Annotated in this window: 16 protein-coding genes; 13 read left to right on the top strand and 3 right to left on the bottom strand. The window is 62.0% G+C overall.

What is annotated here, in order from left to right; translation table 11 throughout:
* The 3 genes from KIH75_RS08890 to KIH75_RS08880 all read right to left on the bottom strand — a co-directional run.
* Positions 1 to 232: DUF4191 family protein (locus tag KIH75_RS08890; protein WP_219056359.1), on the bottom strand; the 232-nt coding region annotated here is incomplete at its 3' end.
* A gap of 118 nt (positions 233 to 350) precedes the next feature.
* Positions 351 to 1844, bottom strand: coding sequence for a dihydrolipoyl dehydrogenase family protein (locus KIH75_RS08885; protein ID WP_219056358.1), 1494 nt, complete (start codon positions 1842 to 1844; stop codon positions 351 to 353).
* 251 nt (positions 1845 to 2095) lie between these two features.
* Complete coding sequence (locus tag KIH75_RS08880; protein ID WP_219056357.1) at positions 2096 to 2734, bottom strand: DUF3043 domain-containing protein; 639 nt, start codon at positions 2732 to 2734, stop codon at positions 2096 to 2098.
* 165 nt (positions 2735 to 2899) lie between these two features.
* Here KIH75_RS08880 and KIH75_RS08875 point away from each other — a divergent pair, with 165 nt between their 5' ends.
* The 13 genes from KIH75_RS08875 to KIH75_RS08815 form a co-directional block, all read left to right on the top strand.
* Entirely contained in the window at positions 2900 to 4267 is a 1368-nt protein-coding gene (locus tag KIH75_RS08875) for a dipeptidase (protein WP_219056356.1), read from the top strand.
* 344 nt (positions 4268 to 4611) lie between these two features.
* A complete protein-coding gene (locus KIH75_RS08870; RefSeq protein WP_219056355.1) occupies positions 4612 to 5376 on the top strand; it encodes a hypothetical protein in 765 nt (254 codons plus the stop codon).
* Between the two features lie 159 nt (positions 5377 to 5535).
* Positions 5536 to 6537 carry a hypothetical protein gene (locus tag KIH75_RS08865; protein WP_236028185.1) on the top strand — a complete coding sequence of 334 codons (1002 nt, stop codon included), beginning with the start codon at positions 5536 to 5538 and terminating at the stop codon, positions 6535 to 6537.
* Positions 6528 to 7253 carry an ABC transporter ATP-binding protein gene (locus KIH75_RS08860; RefSeq protein ID WP_219056353.1) on the top strand — a complete coding sequence of 242 codons (726 nt, stop codon included), beginning with the start codon at positions 6528 to 6530 and terminating at the stop codon, positions 7251 to 7253. Before KIH75_RS08865 ends, KIH75_RS08860 begins: the two co-directional genes overlap by 10 nt.
* Positions 7250 to 8386 (top strand): hypothetical protein, encoded by a 1137-nt coding sequence (locus KIH75_RS08855; RefSeq protein WP_219056352.1) that lies wholly within the window; start codon positions 7250 to 7252, stop codon positions 8384 to 8386. Before KIH75_RS08860 ends, KIH75_RS08855 begins: the two co-directional genes overlap by 4 nt.
* Before the next feature lie 251 nt (positions 8387 to 8637).
* A complete protein-coding gene (locus KIH75_RS08850; RefSeq protein ID WP_219056351.1) occupies positions 8638 to 9252 on the top strand; it encodes an ECF transporter S component in 615 nt (204 codons plus the stop codon).
* A gap of 152 nt (positions 9253 to 9404) precedes the next feature.
* On the top strand, positions 9405 to 11966 hold the full coding sequence (locus KIH75_RS08845; RefSeq protein WP_219056361.1) for an ATP-binding cassette domain-containing protein: 2562 nt from the start codon (positions 9405 to 9407) through the stop codon (positions 11964 to 11966).
* A gap of 454 nt (positions 11967 to 12420) precedes the next feature.
* Entirely contained in the window at positions 12421 to 13344 is a 924-nt protein-coding gene (locus tag KIH75_RS08840) for a hypothetical protein (RefSeq protein ID WP_219056350.1), read from the top strand.
* Positions 13345 to 14395: 1051 nt separating this feature from the next.
* Entirely contained in the window at positions 14396 to 14563 is a 168-nt protein-coding gene (locus KIH75_RS08835) for a hypothetical protein (protein ID WP_219056349.1), read from the top strand.
* Between the two features lie 124 nt (positions 14564 to 14687).
* Positions 14688 to 15560 (top strand): TrmH family RNA methyltransferase, encoded by an 873-nt coding sequence (locus KIH75_RS08830; protein WP_219056348.1) that lies wholly within the window; start codon positions 14688 to 14690, stop codon positions 15558 to 15560.
* A 187-nt stretch (positions 15561 to 15747) separates the two neighbouring features.
* Complete coding sequence (pheS, locus tag KIH75_RS08825) at positions 15748 to 16803, top strand: phenylalanine--tRNA ligase subunit alpha (protein ID WP_219056360.1); 1056 nt, start codon at positions 15748 to 15750, stop codon at positions 16801 to 16803.
* Between the two features lie 6 nt (positions 16804 to 16809).
* Positions 16810 to 19419, top strand: a complete 2610-nt coding sequence (pheT, locus tag KIH75_RS08820; RefSeq protein ID WP_219056347.1) for a phenylalanine--tRNA ligase subunit beta — start codon at positions 16810 to 16812, stop codon at positions 19417 to 19419.
* A 112-nt stretch (positions 19420 to 19531) separates the two neighbouring features.
* Positions 19532 to 20027: polyadenylate binding domain-containing protein (locus KIH75_RS08815; RefSeq protein WP_219056346.1), on the top strand; the 496-nt coding region annotated here is incomplete at its 3' end.

The following is a 20027-nucleotide window of genomic DNA, read 5'->3' as shown; positions in this document are numbered from 1 at the left end:
GGGTCAGCATCATGGTGGCGAACAGAACGCCGAACAGGATCGCGGCGATCATCATCAGGATCCAGGTCAGCCACATCCACTTGAACACGACACCCAGCACGATCGCCAGCACGATCGGCGCGGCGAACACCAGGCCCATCAGCCACGGCAGCTGCTTGTCCTCTTCGTAGGTGAACTTGTAGACCTGCATGATCTGCTTGATCATGCTTCTTTTCGCGGGCTTATTCGCCATGTCTCCCTCACTTGCTTCTCGTCGCTGTTGGCATACTGGCCAATAGTCTACCAGCATTAAGGAATTTTGCGGAATATCGGGGGAACGGGGGTGCTGCGGGAGCGCTCACCGGGAGCGCTCACCTCGTATGCAATGGCCTGCCGTCCGCCTTCAACAGGGCCTCACCGAGCGTTTCGGAGAACGTCGGATGCGGGTGGATGAGCCGTGCCGCATCACTGAGCGGCACACGATTGCCGACCAACTGTTCCGCTTCGGCGATCAGCTCGGTGGCTTCGGGGCTCACCATATGCACGCCCAGCACCACGCGCGTACCCGGTTTTGTAGCCAGTTCGCCGCTGACCACGCTCATCGCGCCCGTCGTGCCGCTCATCATCATGCGCGCATTGCCCATCATCGGGTACGCGGTTTCGGTGACGTTGAGGAACCGTTCATCCGCCTTCGCCTGCGCTCCGGTAAGCCCCACGCATGCGGCTTGCGGGCGTGAGAACACGACCTGCGGAATCGTATCCTCATCCACGGGCGGCACGTCGAGCCCGGCGATGCGTTCGGCCACGGTGATGCCCTGTTCGAACGCGCGATGGGCGAGCGCATGCCCGGCGACGATGTCGCCCACGGCCCAGACGTCAGGCACATGCGTGCGTCCGTAGGCGTCGGTGACGATCAGGCCGTGCTCGTCGCGTGCGATGCCGGCGTCCCCGATCCAGGTCGCGTCGGTGTTGGCGTCCCTGCCGATGGCGCCCAGGACGGTGTTGGTGTGCAGTGTGGTTTCCTCGTCGGAGTCTTTGACACGGTAACGTACGGTCGCTTCGGTGGGCGAATCGGATTCGACGCTCGTGATGCTGGCGTTTTTGATGACGGTGATGCCGTTGCGTGCCAGTTCGCGGGTGAGGGTGACGCCCACGCGGCGGTCCCATGCGGACAGTACGCGGTCTTTGCGGATGATGAGGGTGACGTCGCAGCCGGCGGAGTTCCAAATGGAGGCGAATTCCACGGCGACGGCGCCTGCGCCGATGATCACCGCGGAGGTGGGGAAGTCGATGGCCAGCGCCTGCGTCGAATCGATGATCGCGTTATGGAACGGCGTGTTCGGTAGCGGGCGGGGGCGCGAACCCATGGCGAGCGCCACATGCCGTGCTTCGATGGTGAGCTCCGGGCCTTGCGGCGTGACGTTTTTCGCGCCGTGGCGGAGCACGTCGGCGTTGCCGGGGGAGGCGGCGAGCCGTACCGTATACCATTGCGGGTCGGCGGAAGCATTGCGGTCGAGGCTCGCTTCGGCTTGGAAGACGGTGACGCCGCGTTGGGCGAGCAGGGCCGATAGCCCGTGGACCATGGTGGAGACGACTTGCGTGCGTCGTTCATGTACGGCGTTGAAGTCGATGGAGTCGATGTGCGCGTTGATGCCTGCGTCGGCGGTGTGGCGGACGGCGTCGAAGGTGGCGGTGATGTCGAGCAGTGTTTTGGTGGGGATGCAGCCGCGGTTGAGACAGGTGCCGCCCGGTGTGGCGTCGCGTTCGATGAGCGCCACGTTCAGGCCGAGCTGGGAGGCGCGTAGGGCGGTGGAATAGCCGCCGGGGCCGGCGCCGATGACGGCGATGTCGAATTGTTCGTTCATGGGATCTGCCCGTCCGTTCGTTGGTATTGGCTGGGATTGGTTGGGTTGGTGTTGGCTGGAGCGCGGAGCGTCGGAACGCCAACTCCACCTTAGCGCGTCGGCGGGTGCGCGGCGGGATGCGCTGCTGGCGTGCGGGGTGGAACATGCGACGGAATACACGGTGGAATATGCGAGGACGCCCCGGGCGATAACACCCGGGGCGTCCGAAAACCAAAGGAAAACGTGGAAACGCGCCTCAGTCGATCAACCGATCACTCCGGCCAATGACCACGCTTGTCGTAACGCGGCTTCGGCAGACGCCAACGGCGGATCTGAATCGCACGGCTCCACGCATAGGACGCGGAACGCGTACCCTTCGCCACGGAAGCCTCACCGAACTTGTCGATCAGCTTCTTCTTGAGCTTGTGCCACATCACCGCAACATCGATGATCACCGCGCCGAGATACACGTACAGCAGGATCATCGGAATGATGGACGCCCACGCGTTACGCAGGAAAGCGCTCGCGAACATCGAACCGATCATGATGATCAGGGCGATGGGGATGAAGAATTCGCCGATGTTGAGGCGGGCGTCGACATAGTCGCGGATATACACACGCCACGGCAGACGCTCCGATTTCGGCATATTGTTGATGTCGCCGTTCTTCATGGCCTCATACTGGGCGTCCTCACGGGCGCGGATACGGGCTTTAGCGGCCTTGGCGCTGGCCTTGCGGTCGGCGGGCACCAGCGGGCGCAGGTTCTGCGCCTGGGCGTCCTTGCGCTTGGGGGTCGGATGCCCCTTGCCGGCGTTCTGGCCTTTATCGTTGTTCTGGGAGGAAGCATGCTCGGCCGCGTCATCGACGGGCTTCTGCGCCTCATCCTTCTTCTTGCTAAGGTTCCATGTCATGCTTGCAGATTACGGTGACGCCTAGACGCGGCATTCCGCGCGAACGCTTGGAACATCAAGCTTTGCGGGCTTCCGATCATGCCGGCGCAACGGTGCGTTTTGCATGGGCGTGCATGGAATATACGATTGCATATCGAATCGGCACTATAGAGAAAAGGTGTATACATGGCACAGCTTGAGACGGGCGTCATCCGCGCCCGCGTCGAAGAGGATTGGCAGCGCATCGTCGATGTGCTCAACCGCAAAATCGCCCTGCAATCCATTTCCGCTCACGGCATAACCGCCGAGCACATGAAGCGTTCCGCGCAGTTCGTGGCGGAACAGATGCGCGAAGTGGGCGTGGACGCCAAAGTGGCGCAATCGCACAACCCCGACGGCACGCCCGGCGCATGGGAGGTCATCGGTTCCAGGATCGTCGACCCGAACGCCCCGACCGTACTGCTGTACGCGCATCATGACGTGCAGCCCGTGCCGGATCCGAGCGTGTGGAACACCGACCCGTTCGTCGGCACCGAAATCGACGGTCGTCTCTACGGCCGTGGCGCCGCGGACGACGGCGGCGGCATCGCCATCCACTCCGGCGCACTGAAAGCGCTGGGCGACGATCTCGGCGTGAACGTCAAAGTGTTCATCGAAGGCGAGGAGGAGATGGGCTCGCCGAGCTTCATCCCGTTCATCGAAGACCACCGCGACGAATTCGACGCCGACGTGATCATCGTGGCCGATTCCGGCAACTGGTCGGCGGACATTCCGAGCCTGACCACCTCACTGCGCGGCAACACCGACATCGACGTGACCGTGAAAGTGCTGGATCACCCGGTGCATTCCGGCCAGTACGGCGGTCCGATCCTCGATGCGAACACGCTCGCCGCGATGCTGATCGCCTCCATGTACGACGAGAACGGCGACCTAGCGGTGCCGGGCGTCAAGGCGGAGGAGCCGATCGGCGGCCTGCAGCGCGACCTGGACGAGGCGACCGTGCGCGAGGATTCCGGTGCGGTGCCCGGCTACCGTCTGGCCGGCACGGGTTCGCTCGCCTCCCGCATGTGGACCAAGCCGTCGGTGACCGTGATCGGTTTCGACGCGCATCCGGTTGAAGGTTCGTTCAACGTGATCAGCCCCGAAACCACGTTCCGCCTGAGCCTGCGCACCGCGCCGAACCAGCGCCCCGAAGAAGCGCAGAAGGCGTTGGCGGACTTCCTGGTGGAGCATGCCCCGTTCGGCGCCGAAGTGAGCGTGAAATACGGCGAGAACGGCATGGGCTGGGCCATGGACCCGAACGCCGTGGCCACCAAGGACGCGCTGGAAGCCATGGAGGAGGCGTTCGGCGTGGCCCCCATCAACAAGGGTGAAGGCGGGTCGATTCCGTTCATTCCCGAGCTGCAGCGCATCTTCCCCAACGCCCAGGTGCTGGTCACAGGCCCGGAGGATCCGAAGGCCAACGCGCACAGCCCGAACGAGTCCATCTCCCTGCCGGGGCTGAAGAACAACGTGATCACCGAGGCTCTGCTGCTTAACAAGCTCGCCAAGTGAGCCCGCGCCGGCCAACACGCCGGCCATGATTCAGGGCGTAACGTTACGACGATGGCCGTGACCGCAATGGCATATGCCGCCGCGGTCACGGCCATCGTCATTTCTGCTCGTGGTTCGTCGCTATCGCTTACGCCTTGTATGACGAGCGATGATGCGTTGGGCGGCGAGGCGGGTGGTGTGTTGGATGGCGAAACATCGTATACTGGCGGTGAGCTGAATTTCCCGATGGGGGGGTGAGCTCGGGTTCAAAAGTGAACGACATTCATAGTTCTGTCAATGGGGAGACTGATATGAAAACCACAGGGGGAGCGAACCATACGGCGAGTCACGCGGTGAGAGACTACGTGCGAAAAGTACTTACCGCCGTGGCGATTGCGGTATGCGTGGGGGTTTGTCTTTCCGGATGCTCCGCTCCGGGGGCCGCGAAGAACAAGGGCGCTGATTCCAGCGCATCCTCCTCCTCATCCTCCTCTGCATCCGCGCCGCAGTCGGCTGAAGGAAGCGATCGGCAGCATTATGCGTCGTCGTTGAAGGCGTACGCGGAGTGGATGTTGAAAAGCGATGACGACATCCGTAAGGATTCCAACAGCACGCAGATTCCGATGAGCGATGCGCAGCGGGACATCATCAACCGCGCAATCGCTCATGAGGGGAAAGTGTCCCGCGCCGATTACGAACAGTCTTGGATGAATTTCCGCTCGTGCATCATGAACCGTGGGTGGACCGACCCCAAACCGACCGCATATGGCGGGTTCTATGCGGTTCCCAGCATGAACGAAGAGGGGATGAGCAAAACGCAGGACGAGAAACTCGTCAGCGATCTGAACTTCTGCTCGATTTCGGAGAACACGAACACCGATCAACTGTATCGTACGCAGGAAAGCAACCCGGAGCTGTCGACCGATAGTGACCAGCTGCTCGTGAACTGCCTCATCCAGAAGAAGGTCGCACCGACTTCGTACACCAAAGAGCAGTTCTCGAAGGATTGGAGCAGTGATTCGGCGCCGGCGTTCTTCTCCAGTGCGGAGGCGCAGGAATGCTTCACGCTCTACCAGTACGGGGTCGCCAATGCGCAGGATGCTGATTCGTATTGGAAACCATTGGGGTGATGCGGCCTGCACGCCAAGCATGACGCCAGGCATGATATGAAATCCGATGCGGATCATCGAGGGGGGCTGAGAGCAATGTTGTTCCGTCGTGAACGAGGAGTCAAGGGAAGAGACACCGGTAAACGGCGTCGGCACGCCAACGTCGCCGTATGGATCGTGATGTCCGTCATCGTGGCGGCAGCGGTCAGCGTGGGGGCGTGCGCGGTGTTCCTGCCCGACCGGCCGCCGGCATTACTGGGCGCTTCGGGGGAAATCACCGAAGCCAAAGTATCCACGCAGCAATACAACGGGTCGCAGACCGTTACCCTCATCCCCAGCATTTCGAACAGCCGCGCATTGCTCGGCAACAGCAACGGCACCGTAACCGCAGACTATTCGAGCGGTGGACTGTCATCCGGCCGCGCGTGCATGCGTGTGAACGACCGTGCCGTCATCGCACTCAACACCATCATACCGCTTTACCGCGACCTGCATGTGGAGGACCGCGGCCAGGACGTTCGGGCGCTCAACAACGAACTCAATCGACTCGGATATCTGTCCGATCCGGACAGCGACCGCTACTCGTGGAACACGCAGCAAGGGTGGAAGCAACTGATGGTGGACAACGGTTCCGATAGTGACGGCACTCTGCAGCTTGCCGATATCCTGTGGATTCCCGAATCGAGCATCAGCGTCGGCGATTGGCAGGGCACTGCCGGTGCGAACGTCACGCAAGGTACACAGATCGGCGAAATCCCGGGGGCACTTGTCAAACTCAGCATCAAGAACGCCACACCGTCGGATCAGGACCGCATCATCACGGTGTACGGGCAGTCGACCACCCTGCCCGCAGGCCAAACCGCCATAGACAATGCCGACTATCTCAAACAGGTGTCGGCTACCGAGGAATACCAGTCCCAAACCAAGGAGACGCTTACCTCGGGCATCAGCGCCACGCTTGCGCTGCCACAAGCCATCGACGCGTTGCGCGTACCTGCCGGGGCGGTCTACGGCATCAACGGCAACAAAGGTTGCATCATGACGCCGGACGGAACGTCGCATACCGTCAGCATCGTAGGGTCGTCGCTCGGCGTGAGCCTTGTGCAACTCGGCTCCGATGATGCCGCCTCCATCACTTCGGTGGCCGTGGGATCGAAGATCGCGGGCGCGACATGCTCCTGAAAGCAGTAGGATTGGCACACCGTTTCCCGGGAACGGATGTGCTTTTCGAACACCTTGACTTCACCATCGCCCCCGGGCAGACCGTCGCGCTTTGCGGGCCATCGGGATGCGGCAAATCCACATTGCTGTCCATTCTTGCGGGATGGGTCAAACCGTGGGCCGGGCATGTGGAACGCGAAGGCATTCACCGTATCGGATGGGTATTCCAGAACCCATACGGCGTACCCGAACGAACCGCGCTCGACCATGTGGTTTTCCCGCTGCTCTGCCATGGCATGAGCCGACGCGAGGCAATCCCGGAGGCTAAGGAGGCCATGGGATTGTTCGACTTGGACTATGCGGCGGACCGTAGATTCTCCGAACTGTCCGGAGGCGAAGCGCAGCGGCTTATGCTCGCGCGTGCGGTGTGCTCGCATCCCGACGTGCTGCTGGTGGATGAGCCGACCGCCCAGTTGGACACGCGAACCGCAGGCTCCGTCAGCGAAGTGTTGGGCAATCTCGCCGGACAAGGCATGATCGTCGTGGTGGCCACGCATGATCCGCGTGCACGGGACGCATGCGGGCGAATCATCGATCTTGCGCATTATGCGCCCGTCGGCAGCGCAGGGGAACAGGCAGCCTTGCCGGGTTCCGACGCGCAGTCTCAACCGTCGCACTCTCCAACGGACGATCCTACCGTTTCCATACCGACAGCGGGTGGGGAGGGCGAACAATGAGATTGCGGTCGATTGTTTCCGAAGCCGTACGCAACATCAGCGCGGGAACCGCGCGTGCCGCATGGTTCTTCCTCATCGTTCTCATCACCGGACTGCTGCTGGGCGGGTATGAAGCCACATCCATCGTGCGGCTTGAACAGGAGGCCGTCACGCGCATCGCAGCCGACGCGGACACCAAGGCGCTGGTCGGAGCCGGCGTGGATGGCGTGGCCTGCGATGCGCTCACCCAAGTCGATAACGGGCCAACTTTGTCCGGGGCGGCACGGGCCACGGACAGCATCACCGCGGCATCCACACCGGGCATGGAACTGCCCGCATACGAAGTGACGCCGGGATTCATACCGTTGCTCGTTTCGAGTGGCGAGGATGCGGCGTCTTCCGCCAACGACTCCGGATCGCAGGCGTCTTCAACGTCGGGAACGAACGGAACCGTCGACACGTCCGGCATATGGGTTTCCGCGGACGTGTCCCGCGATTTCGGCCTCGTCAAAGGCAGCATCATGCAAACCAACCATGGTGATATGACCGTCGCGGGCGTGTACTCCTGGCCCAATGACGGGCGTGATTCCAGATTCGCCTACGCGGCGATCGTGCCGGTATCCGCGTCGTCGGGCACTTTCACCGAATGCTGGGCCAAGCAATGGCCGGTCACTGAGCAAACCGACGAACTGTTGCGTTCCACGGCCATCGTCACCGCGTCGGATGGCAATACAGCCGTCGCCCAAGTCAACAAATCCTTCGACAGCCGCTATGACGCGGCATCCGGTTACGCGCATCGCATGTCCGCATGGCTGCCATATGTGGCCTTGGGTGTCGGCATCATCGTCGGCGTGATCTCCGTGCGACGTCGGCGGCTCGAATACGCCGGAGCGTTGCATATCGGCCAGTCCAAAGCCGCGCAGATGCTCGGCATGCACATCGAAACGCTTATCTGGTCGGGGCTTGCAAGCTTGGCATGCGTGGCGTTGCTATGCGCATACTGTTGGCGAATGTCCGTGGATGGGTGGCTGGAGATATTCCTCGCCGCCTGCCGGGTGCCGGCCATGACCTTCGCCGGTGTCACCGTCGCGACGTTCCTTGCCGGGATATGCGTGAGGGAATCCCAGCTCTTGCGCTTCTTCAAGAGCAGATAGTTCAAAAGCGATAGTCTGCGGTGGCGAATGCGATAGACGGGGCAGACACGGTATTGCGATAGTCATGGCGGGGCTTTATGGTGGAGAGCGACACGGGAGCTGCCCCATATGGCGGCTGAGAGGAGATCGTGAGGATCTCGACCGATGGAACGTGCACGGGCAATGCCGGGCACGGATATTGTCGCTCTTATTTCCCGTGCCTTGAAACCCCGCCGGCGCATTGCGTCGACTTGAGAAGAAAGGCACTTGCCATGTCTGCAACAACCATCAGCAAACCCAATTTCAAATGGCGCGTCGTCGACATCGCCGTCGCATCCGTGATCGGCGTCGCATCGGCCCTGATCTACTGGCTGGTCGCCATCGTCACCGCCGCACCGTGGAGCGTGCTCGAAGCCGTGGTCCCCGGCCTTGCCGGCCTGTTCAACGGCCTGTGGCTGTTCGCCGCACCGCTTGCGGCGGTCATCGTGCGTAAGCCCGGCGCCGCGATCTACGCCGAAGTGGTCGGCGGCGTGCTCGAAGCGCTGCTCGGCAACCAGTGGGGTGGCCTCGACACCTTCTCCATCGCCCTCGTGCAAGGCGTGACCGCCGAAATCGCCTTCATCATCTTCGCCTACCGAAAGTGGAACATCGGCACCATGCTGCTTTCCGGAGCACTGTCCGGCGTCGGCTGCTGGGCTTACAGCTTCTTCACCCACCTGCAGGCCATCGACATCGCAGGCTCCTACGGCGTCGTCTACCTCATCACCACCGTCGTCTCCGGCACGCTGGTCGCCGGTCTGCTCATGTGGTTCCTGCACCTCGGCATCGCCAAAACGGGTGCGCTCGACAAGTTCGCGTCCGGCCGTGAGGTGCGCGGCCTGAACTGACCGTTCCCGCAACACCCGCCGATACCGCCCGCAACGGCCAACAACGAACCGATGCGGGCCGTATCGGTACGTTCCGAACACCCCTGCCGGAAACGGCGAATCTCACCATAAGAACCACAGCAAGTACAGCAACCGCAGCAAGTACAGCAAGGATCGTCACCGTGCCCGAATCTTCCGCAACACCCGCCAGCACACCGTTCCAGAACGCCGCATTGCGTTTCGAACATTGGGGGTATCGCCACGCGTCGCGCAAACATTTCAGCGTGCGCGGGCTCGACCTCAACATCGAAGCCGGGCAGCGCGTGCTGCTGTTGGGCGCGTCCGGCATCGGCAAATCCACCATTCTTGAAGGCGGGGCGGGACTGCTCGGATCCGGCGAATACGTTCAAGGCATGGAAACCGCGGAAGATGGCACGGTAGCCGTGGTCGACGCCGAAGGTGGCGCGACCGAAGGGCGCGTGCTGGTGGATGACGTTCCCGTACGCGAAGCGAGAGGGCGCGTGGGCCTGGTATTGCAGGACCCGGACGCGCAAGCCGTGTTCCAACGGCTCGGCGACAATGTCGCTTTCGGCCCGGAGAACCTTAATGTGGAACGCGACGAGATCTGGAAGCGTGTGGACGGCAGTCTCGCCGCAGTCGGATTGAAAGGCCTGCAACTGCACCGTTCCATCACCCATCTGAGCGGCGGGCAAATGCAACGGCTCGCCTTGGCCGGCGCATTGGCGATGAGACCCGGCATACTGCTGTTGGACGAACCCACCGCGAATCTCGACCCCGACGGCGTCACCCAAGTGGTGGGTGCGGTGCGTGACGTGCTTGACGAATTCCATTCGACCATGGTGCTGGTGGAACATCGCGCCGAACCATGGATCGACCTGATCGACCGCGTGGTCGTGCTGGGATCCGTCGAAGACAACGGCGAAACCGAAGACAACGGCGGAAACGATGGCAAGAGCGGCGACGGCAGCGGCACTGATGAGAACGATGGCGAGAACGGGGAACGCCGTACCGTCATCGTCGCGGACGGCACCCCGGACGAAGTATTCAACGATCCGAACCTCGATTTCGCACAGCTTGGCATTTGGGTGCCGGAACGATACATGCGCGACGAATACCGCATCGCCCCCATCCACGTCGACGGCGAACCCGACTACCCGGCCCGCGAAGGCACCGGCGAACCGGTGCTCTACACCCATGATCTCGCCATCGGACGCAACGGCACAGCGGTGGCAACCGGCATCGACCTCGCCTTCAAACAAGGCCAGATCACCGCGGTGGTCGGCGCGAACGGCGCCGGCAAATCCACACTCTCGCTCACCCTCGCCGGCCTGCTCGAACCGGTAAGCGGCGACGTGGAAGCATCGCGCTCGCTGGCGGAAGGCGCTCGCGGCACACACCCCAGCTCATGGAAGTCCACCGAACTCGCATCCCGCATTTCCTATGTGTTCCAAAACCCTGAACATCAGTTCGTCAAAGGCAGCGTGCTTGAGGAAGTGATGCTCGGACCGCTGCGCACCGGCGTTGATGAACAGCAAGCCAAGGAGCGTGCGCTCGGTTTGCTGGAACGGTTCAACCTGCTGCGTTATGCGAACGCCAACCCGTACACGCTGTCCGGAGGCGAGAAACGCCGACTTACCGTGGCTTCGGCTCTGGCCGCCGCGCCGCGCGTGCTGATCCTCGACGAACCGACTTTCGGGCAGGATCGCAACACTTGGATGCAGATGGTGGAGCTCATCCAAAGCCTGCGGTCGGACGGTGTGAGCATCATCGTCGTCACGCATGATAGGGAGCTGGTCACGGCTTTGGATGCGCGTGTGATCGAACTATTGCCTGAAAACGCCGCATTGGAATGGAACGTCTCTGGGGAGAAGACGGGCGATGCTTCGCCTTGCGGCGACGGCGTGATCCAGGTAAGCCAAGTGAATACGCGTGACGAGCGGGAACGTCAATCCAGCCGTTCGCCGTTCCTGGCTTCGCTCAACCCCGCGTACCGTTTGATCGGTGGTTTCCTCGCGGCGCTGCCCATGCTGCTGAGCCTCGACTGGCTTTCCTCGGGAAGCATGCTCGTAATGGAATTCGTCATTCTCATGGCCATCGGCATCATGCCGTGGCAAACAGTGAAATCAACCTGGCCGGTGTTCATCGGCGCGCCCTGCTCCGCGCTGGCCGTACTGCTGTACGGCAAGTCGGGCGGCAACCTGTGGTGGCAGTGGGGGTTGATGCATGTCACCGACCGTTCCGCGGAACTCGCCCTGGCAACGGCATTGCGTATTCTCGCCATTGGCATTCCCGCGATCATCGCCGTGCTTGGCATCGACTCCACTGATCTGGCGGATTCGTTCAGCCAGATCCTGCACTTGCCCGACCGTTTCGTGTACGGCGGCTTGGCGGGCATGCGCCTGTTCTCCGTTCTGCAGGATGATTGGGCCGCGTTGACTGCATCCCGCCGTTCGCGTGGTTTGGGCGACGATAATAAGATTCGTGCGTTCTTCCCGCAGACTTTCGCGCTGCTGGTATTGTCCATCCGGCGCTCCACCACGCTGGCCACGGCCATGGAGGCGCGAGGATTCGGCGGAACTGGGCCGCGCAGCCACGCCCGCGTGAGCGAGGTGCATACCCGTGACAAGGTGTTCCTCGTGGTGTGCTTGGCGTTGCCGGTCATCGCGCTGTGTCTGGCATGGCGGTTCGGCACCTTCTCCTTCTTCGGCAACTGAGATTTCGGCGGCGGCGCGGGGGTGAAAACGGGGGAGCTGAAAAGTCAAAGGTTTGACGTTGCGAAAACGCGGCACGGTGCGCGTGTCGTTACCAGAATGTGCGGAATGTTCCGATATGGTCGGGGGCGGGAAGAAGGTTTGGAGGAACAGCGAGTCATGACGTATTCGCTGGTATAGGGGCTGTAATGGGATAGGGGCTGAAAGCCCGTTCACACTGTTGCCCACGGCGAAGGAAGAGGACGCCGCATGGCGGGGTGTGGGCTTGGGTATTGCATGAATTGGGCTGTTGGCGGAGAGGAAGAGGCTCTGCTGGCGCAAGTTACGGTGCCAATGCTGGACTGGGAACGCCTTATGTGCGGGTGGGATACGTCGCCATGGTGGCGGCTGCCTGGTTACCGATTGGCGATACGGATTCATTGGTTTTGAATTTGGATATTGATTGGAGTGGTTGTTTATGGTGAGGGTTGAGGGTCCGTTCACGTTGCTGTCCCCGGAGGAGACGGGGCGTCTGCGTGCCATGGGCGTGGATCTGGAGCATTGCAGGAATTGGGTCGTCGGAGGTGGCGGCGAGGCGCTGCTCGCGCGGACCTGCGGGGTGTACCAGACTTTGAATCCGTCCAGATGGTTTCCCGTGTTCGTGTTCGTGTGGAAGGGGGAATTGTACTTGGTGAACGCTGAGGTGGACGGGTCCGTGTTGCATGACCGTCCGGAGCGGTACGAGATTCTGCGTGTCGCGCGTGTGCATGATCTGCCGGGCGACTGGTACAAGGCGCATTTTCATGATGTCGGCGAGCTGGGCGAGGTGGTGGAGCCCGGTGATGGGATGCTGCGGATGCTGGCGGCGCTGCTGCGGGCATATCACCGTGGCTGGCTGTCGTACGGCGGCTCGTGGCCCGAGGGCGTGGGCTGGGACGATGTGGACCGTTCCGGCCTGAAGATTCGTGAGGGCGGTCTGGTGGGCCCGTGGGACGCGCCTCTGACCCGGTACCGGTGGCGTGTGCCGACCGGGGAGGAGTACGCGTACGCGGCCGGCCTGTCGCCTAAGGGGTTCGCCAAACGGATGCGGCCGGGTGAGGGGATAACGATCGACGACGCCGGCCGGTCCGTGCTGTGGGAGGTCCCTGTGCCGCACAATCCGCATGGCGGCGGCAGCGGGACCGAGGGCGGGTTCATCCACGACGGTATCAGGTGCGGATGGACAGAAGTTCGTGAGGATTTCGCTCGTCCGATGGGCGAGCGGCGGGTGGCCGCCAGACATTTGTTCTTCTACCGTTCCGGCGAGTGGTATGAGCCGGATACGGCGTTCCTGCGCGCCTACTGGGACGCGAGCAACTGGCATACGTTCAAGGAGGTCGTGTACCGGGGGAAGCGGCTCTGACGGTCCCGGCATGTGTTCGGTAATGGTTTGAATTTGGATATTGATTGGAGTGGTTGTTGTGGAATTTCATGATTTGGCGTGGTGGGAGGCGCAGCTCGGCCTTGACAAGGCTGGTCGGGCTCAGCTTGAGAAGGATTTGCAAATCGGACAGAATTGGGCTTATTTTGTCTGATTTCGGTAGGGGGATTCGTATCTCGGTCTTGTTCTCGGATGTCTGGGCGTTGTTACCGTTTTCAGACAGAATCGGGCGGATTCTGTCTGATTTCGGTAGGGGGGGGGCGTCCCGGTTCCGCGGGTATGCGTGCCGGTTCCGTAGGGGCGGTAGCATGGTGTTGCTACCGTTTTCGGACAAATTTTGGGCTTTTTCTGTCTGATTTCGGTAGGGGGATTCGTATCTCGGTCTTGTTCTCGGATGTCTGGGTGTTGTTACCGTTTTCAGACGGAATCGGGCGGATTTTGTCTGATTTCGGTAGGGGGATTCATGTCTCGGTCTGGTCCGGATGTCTGGGCATTGTTACCGTTTTCGGACAGAATCGGGCGGATTTTGTCTGATTTCGGTAGGGGGCGTCCCGGTTCCGCGGGTATGCGTGCCGGTTCCGTAGGGGCGATAGCATGGTGTCGCTACCGTTTTCGGACAAATTTTGGGCTTTTTCTGTCTGATTTCGGTAGGGGGATTCATGTCTCGGTCTGGTCCGGATGTCTGGGCATTGTTACCGTTTTCGGACAGAATCGGGCGGATTTTGTCTGATTTCGGTAGGGAGATTCGTATCTCGGTCTGGCCTCCGGATATCTGGACATTGTTACCGTTTTCGGACAGAATCGGGCTTATTTTGTCTGATTCCGGTAGCAGTCGTGCTGGTTCCGCGGGTATGCGTGCTGGTTCCGCGGGAGTGTGGCTTGGCGTTGTTACCGTTTTCGGACAGAATCAGGCGGATTTTGTCTGATTCCGGTAGGGGGATTCATATCTCGGTCTGGTTCCCGGATATCTGGACATTGTTACCGTTTTCGGCCGTCCATTCGCAAGGTGTGCAGCAATCCGAAGGAAGCCGTGATGCTGTTCGCGTGCCTAATGGTCGATTTCCTTCGTCACATTCAGACGAACGGCGACGGTAGCGCCACCGACGTTCGTGAGAACTACCGTACGCTGCTTACACGGACGATATTCCTGTCCACGGTCGATTATGGGCTGCTTGACAAAGCGACCGGCGCAGCCGAATAAATCCAGATCCTAGGTGGACTGCTGGCTCATGTGGTGGAATATTTAGATTTCGTCACATGAGCCTTTACCGCCGCCCGAGACGTTGCGGCGTGGGAATGTCGGCTCGGGCGGTAGTGTGGAAGTCATGCCAATCAACGCTCAACTGCTTGACAATCCGAAATCCGACCGAGTCCGCAGAATCGCGGACCTCACCCGTACCAAGGGCCGCCGCAAGAGCGGTAGGTTCCTCATCGAAGGCCCCCAGTCCGTGCGAGAAGCCATACGCTACGCATCTGACGTCATCACCGACATCTATGTGGCCGGTGACGAGGACGGCATCGACTCCGACGTGCTCGCCGACATCGCGCAGCGTGCCATCGATGCTTCCACCGATCTGTACGTGCACACCGCCACGCGCGAGGTGGTCGACCATATCAGCCCGGACGCGCAGGGCATCATCGCCGTTGGCGAGACGGACAAACTCCGCGCAGGCATGGACGCCAAAGTGGAGAACGCCACCGGTCGCCCCAAGGGCATGCGCGTCGCCGCGTTCTGGCAGGTGCGCGACCCGGGCAACGCAGGCACCGTGATCCGTGCCGCCGACGCCGCCGGATGCGACGTGGTAGTATTCGTCGACGATTGCGTCGACATGCTCAACCCCAAGGTGATCCGTTCCACGACCGGCTCGCTGTTCCACATTCCCGTCATCACCATGGGTACCCGCGAATTCTTCGAATGGATGGAGCAGCAAGGGCTCGACGTGTGGGCCGCCGACGTGTACGGCACCCGCAAGCGCAAGCCGGAACGCCTGCCCGACGTGCTTGACGCGATGCGTGAGGAAGGCAAGCGCGGCGAAGGCTACGCGGTGCTGTTCGGCAATGAGGCCCGCGGTCTCAACGCCAAAACGATCGAACAATGCCAGCGCGTCGTGACCATTCCGCTGTACGGCAAGGCGGAATCGCTCAACCTTGCCACCTCCGCGGCGGTCATTCTGATGAGTCTCGCGTTCCTGCGCTAGACGACTGGAAACGCGACGCGAGTAGAACGTTATACGCTTCGACCGTGCACGCCCGTATGGGCGCTGTCCAAGGAATGAAGCCGAGGGCTTAGACGGTCGAGTATGCGTGAAAGAATGTGTGTCGGTAAAGTGCTTGGAAACGCTAGCGTTCCAAGGGATATTAGAAAGGGAAACCGTGGCAGAGGGTATGGTGTTTGACGCCCAAGCGGTAAGCGATGCGGTCGCTGAAGGCATTGCCAAAATCCAAGACGCCTCCAGCTTGGAGGAATTGAAAGCCATCAAAACGCAGTACGCCGGTGCGGAATCGGCGATGACCAAGGCCAGCAAGGCCATCGGATCACTGCCCAAGGATCAGAAGAAGGAAGCCGGTCAGCTGCTCGGCAAGCTTCGCGCCGATTTCGGACGTGCGTTCGGCCCCCGCGAAAAGGAACTCAAGGCCGCTGAGGAAGCGGCCGCCCTCGCCGCCGAAACCGTCGACATGACGCTGCCCGTCAACCGTAAGCCGCTTGGCGCGCGTCACCCGCTTGCCAAGCTGATGGAGGACGTCGAGGACTTCTTCATCTCCATGGGTTGGCAGATCTCCTCCGGCCCCGAAGTGGAAAGCGAATGGTACAACTTCGACGCGCTGAACTTCGGCCCGGACCATCCTGCACGCCAAATGCAGGACACCTTCTACGTGAAGGGCAACCAGGCCAAGGACGCCGCCGGCTTCGTCGGCAGCAACATGGTCGTGCGCACCCAGACCTCCTCCGATCAGGTCCGTGCACTGCTCACCCGCGGCGTGCCGCTGTACATTGCGAGCCCGGGCCGCGTGTTCCGCACCGATGAGCTCGACGCCACCCACACCCCGGTGTTCCACCAGTGCGAAGCCCTCGCCGTGGACAAAGGCCTGACCATGGCCGACCTCAAGGGTGTGCTCGACAAGCTTGCCGTGGCCATGTTCGGCCCGGAGGCCAAGACTCGCCTGCGCCCGAGCTACTTCCCGTTCACCGAGCCGAGCGCCGAACTCGACCTGTGGTTCCCCGACAAGAAGGGCGGCCCGGGCTGGCTCGAATGGGGCGGCTGCGGCATGGTGAACCCGAACGTGCTCAAGTCCGCCGGCCTCGACCCGAACGAATACACCGGTTTCGCCTTCGGTGTCGGAATGGAACGTACACTGCTGCTGCGCAGCGACATCAACGATATGCACGACCTTGTGGAAGGTGACGTGCGTTTCGCCGAACAGTTTGTGATGGGGGAGTGATTGCCCATGCCTATGGTTGATATTGATTGGCTCAGAAGCCATGTCGAGGTCCCCGCGGATCTCACCTACGAACAGCTCGCCAAGGATCTGGTGAAGGTCGGTCTGGAAGAGGAGGAGATCCACTCCAGCCAGGTCACCGGTCCGATCGTGGTCGGCTATGTGGTGGATGCCACGCCGGAACCGCAGAAGAACGGCAAGATCATCAACTGGTGCCACGTCGACGTCGGTGACGAATACAACGAGGTCGACGAGAACGGCAACAAGGTGCCGCGCGGCATTATCTGCGGTGCGCCGAACATGGCCGCCGGCGAGAAGGTCGTCGTCACCCTGCCGGGTGCCGTGCTGCCCGGTGATTTCAGGATCGAACCGCGTAAGACCTACGGGCACATCTCCAACGGCATGTGCGCCTCCGAACGCGAGCTCGGTCTGGGCGACAACCACAACGGCATCATCCTGCTGCGTGAATACGGCTTCACCGAAGAGGAATACGAGGCTCTCAAGCCCGGCGACGACGCCATGCACCTGCTGCATCTCGATCAGCCGCTGCTGGAGATCAACATCACGCCGGACCGTGGCTACACGCTGTCCTACCGTGGCGTGGCCCGCGAATTCCACCATTCCACCGGCGCCAAGTTCACCGATCCGGTGATCGCGCTGAACAAGAAGGTGCCGACCCCCGCCTCCGCGCTGCCGGACGTCAAGCCCGACATCGAAGTGCAGATCGACGACAACAATCCGATTCACGGCGTGCCCGGCTGCGACCGCTACTACGCCCGCATCGTGCGCGGCTTCGATCCTGCGGCCCGCACCCCGAACTGGATGCGCCGCCGTCTCATCCGTTCCGGTATGCGTTCCATTTCGCTGGCCGTCGACGTGACGAACTATGTGATGATGGATCTGGGCCAGCCGATGCACGCCTACGATCTGGACAAGCTCGAAGGCCCGATCGTGGTCCGTCGCGCGAACGAAGGCGAGAAGCTCGTCACGCTCGACGGCAAGGAGCATGAGCTGAGCACCGAGGATCTGCTGATCACCGATTCCCCGAACGGCGAGCGCTCCTCCCGTATTCTCGGCATCGCCGGCGTGATGGGCGGCCTGTACGGCGAAGTGACCGCCGAAACCAAGAACGTGCTGCTTGAGGCCGCGCACTTCGACCAGGTGTCGATCGCGCGTTCCGCCCGCCGCCACAAGATCCCGTCCGAAGCGTCCCGCCGTTTCGAACGCGGCGTCGACTACGCCCTGCAGCCCGCGGCCGCGCAGATGTGCGCCGACCTGCTGGCCGAATACGGTGGCGGCGTCCCCAGCGACACTCCGAACGATGTGAACAACACCAAGCATCGCAGGTCCATCCAGTTCCCGACTTCCGAAGTGGCGCGCGTCGCCGGTCTCAACACCGACGTGAACACCATTTCCAAGATCCTGACCGATATCGGCTGCACTGTGGCCGGTGGCGGCAACGGCGAATTCTCCGTAAACGCGCCGACCTGGCGTCCGGACCTCAACGAGCCGTGCGATCTGGTCGAGGAAGTGGCCCGACTGGTCGGCTATGACGAGATTCCGGTGCGTGTGCCGGCAGCCCCGGTGAAGGGCGAGGTCGGTTTGACCGCCGACCAGCTGCGTCGCCGTCGCATCGCCGACGAGCTCGCCGAATACGGCATGGTCGAAGCGCTGAGCTACCCGTTCGTCGGTGACGAGGATTACAAGGCGTTCGGTTACGATGCCGAGGCCACCAAGCGTGTCAGCGTCGAAATCGCCAACCCGCTGTACGGCGACCGCCCGTACCTGCGCCGCGAAGTGCTGCCCACCCTGGCCACCACCGTGCAGCGCAACATTCGCCGCGGCATCGAAAACGTCAGCCTGTACGAGCTCGGCCACGTCTACCTGTGGAACCCCGATGCGCCGGCCATTCCCGCCCTGCCGGGCGGCGTGAAGCCCACCGAGGAGCAGCTCAAGGCGCTTGACGCCGGTCTGCCCGACCAGCCCGACCATGTCGCCGGCATCTTCACCGGCCTTTCCGAGAACACCGGTTGGATGGGCGGTAAGCGCCCGGTCGACTGGTCCGACGCCGTCGAAGCCGTGCACCGCATCGCCGATCGCATCGGCGCGGCCATCGAGCTGAACCAGCCGGCCGCCGAGGATGTGCCCGCACAGTGGCATCCGGGTCGTTTCGCCTACGTGGACGTGGACGGCAAGCATGTCGGCGTTGTGGGCGAACTTCACCCGCATGTGAACGATGCGCTCGGTTTCCCGGCCCATTCCGCCGCGTTCGAGCTGAACATGACCGACCTGTTCGCCACGCTCGACGGCAAGCCGGTGCAGGCCAAGCCGATCTCCACCTTCCCGCCCGTCAAGCAGGATCTCGCGTTCACCGTGGATGAGAGCGTGAGCGCCGCCAAGCTGGAGAATGTGGTGCGTGAGGCCGCAGGCGAGGATCTCGAATCCATCGAACTGTTCGACGTGTTCACCGGCGATCAGGTGGGCGAAGGCAAGAAGTCGCTGGCGTTCGCCGTGGTGTTCCGCTCCCCGGGCAAGACCCTGGGCGCTGAGGACAGCGAGGCGATCCGAGCCCGCATCGTCGAGGCCGCCGCTCAGCTGGGAGCGCAACTGCGCGCCTGAGCATGGATATGATATGGGGTGTGTGCCGGTGAGGTGCACACCCCTTTGGGTATGGTGAGGCACCACAAACAGTGCCGTGAACGTTATCATGACCGAAAAGCAGGTAATAGGTATGGATGATCAGAAGCAGCCTGAGTACGGGCAGACGAACCAGCCGCAGTACGGGGCCATGTCCGGGCAATACCCGGGGTACGATCCGTACCTGTATGGCAAGCCGGAACCGGAACAGCCGAAGTCCGGTGATGCCGCTGCACAGGGTAATCAGGGTAATCAGGGTAATGCCCAGCCCATGGGTGCGCCGTATCCCGGTCAGGGCCAGCAGGGGCAACCGTTCAACCCGTACGGCCCGTATGGCCAGAATCCGTACGGCCAGTCCGGTCAGTCCGGTCAGCAGAATCCTTACGGTCAGCCCAACCAGTATGGTCAGCCCAACCAGTACAACCCGTACACCCGGGCACCCCAGCAGGGCCAGCAGCCCGGGATGCCGATGTTCCAGTACTTCAATCCCGACGACCCGCAGCAGAATCCGTTCTACGGGCGCTGGGATTCGTATGCGATCGTCGCCTTCGTGTGCTCGATCGTGTTCGCGATCCCGGTACTGCCGGCGG

The sequence above is a fragment of the Bifidobacterium pongonis genome (assembly GCF_019331805.1).
Taxonomy (GTDB): domain Bacteria; phylum Actinomycetota; class Actinomycetes; order Actinomycetales; family Bifidobacteriaceae; genus Bifidobacterium; species Bifidobacterium pongonis.
This window is presented reverse-complemented; position numbering and strand designations above follow the sequence as displayed.

Excerpts from the sequence above, each read along its gene's own strand:
- KIH75_RS08830 (WP_219056348.1), top strand. The coding sequence starts at position 14,688 with ATGCCAATCAACGCTCAACTGCTTGACAATCCGAAATCCGACCGAGTC.
- KIH75_RS08865 (WP_236028185.1), top strand. The coding sequence starts at position 5,536 with ATGTCCGTCATCGTGGCGGCAGCGGTCAGCGTGGGGGCGTGCGCGGTG.
- KIH75_RS08840 (WP_219056350.1), top strand. The coding sequence starts at position 12,421 with ATGGTGAGGGTTGAGGGTCCGTTCACGTTGCTGTCCCCGGAGGAGACG.
- KIH75_RS08860 (WP_219056353.1), top strand. The coding sequence starts at position 6,528 with ATGCTCCTGAAAGCAGTAGGATTGGCACACCGTTTCCCGGGAACGGAT.
- pheS (WP_219056360.1), top strand. The coding sequence starts at position 15,748 with ATGGTGTTTGACGCCCAAGCGGTAAGCGATGCGGTCGCTGAAGGCATT.
- KIH75_RS08835 (WP_219056349.1), top strand. The coding sequence starts at position 14,396 with ATGCTGTTCGCGTGCCTAATGGTCGATTTCCTTCGTCACATTCAGACG.
- KIH75_RS08855 (WP_219056352.1), top strand. The coding sequence starts at position 7,250 with ATGAGATTGCGGTCGATTGTTTCCGAAGCCGTACGCAACATCAGCGCG.
- KIH75_RS08880 (WP_219056357.1), bottom strand. The coding sequence starts at position 2,734 with ATGACATGGAACCTTAGCAAGAAGAAGGATGAGGCGCAGAAGCCCGTC.
- KIH75_RS08885 (WP_219056358.1), bottom strand. The coding sequence starts at position 1,844 with ATGAACGAACAATTCGACATCGCCGTCATCGGCGCCGGCCCCGGCGGC.
- KIH75_RS08850 (WP_219056351.1), top strand. The coding sequence starts at position 8,638 with ATGTCTGCAACAACCATCAGCAAACCCAATTTCAAATGGCGCGTCGTC.
- pheT (WP_219056347.1), top strand. The coding sequence starts at position 16,810 with ATGCCTATGGTTGATATTGATTGGCTCAGAAGCCATGTCGAGGTCCCC.
- KIH75_RS08875 (WP_219056356.1), top strand. The coding sequence starts at position 2,900 with ATGGCACAGCTTGAGACGGGCGTCATCCGCGCCCGCGTCGAAGAGGAT.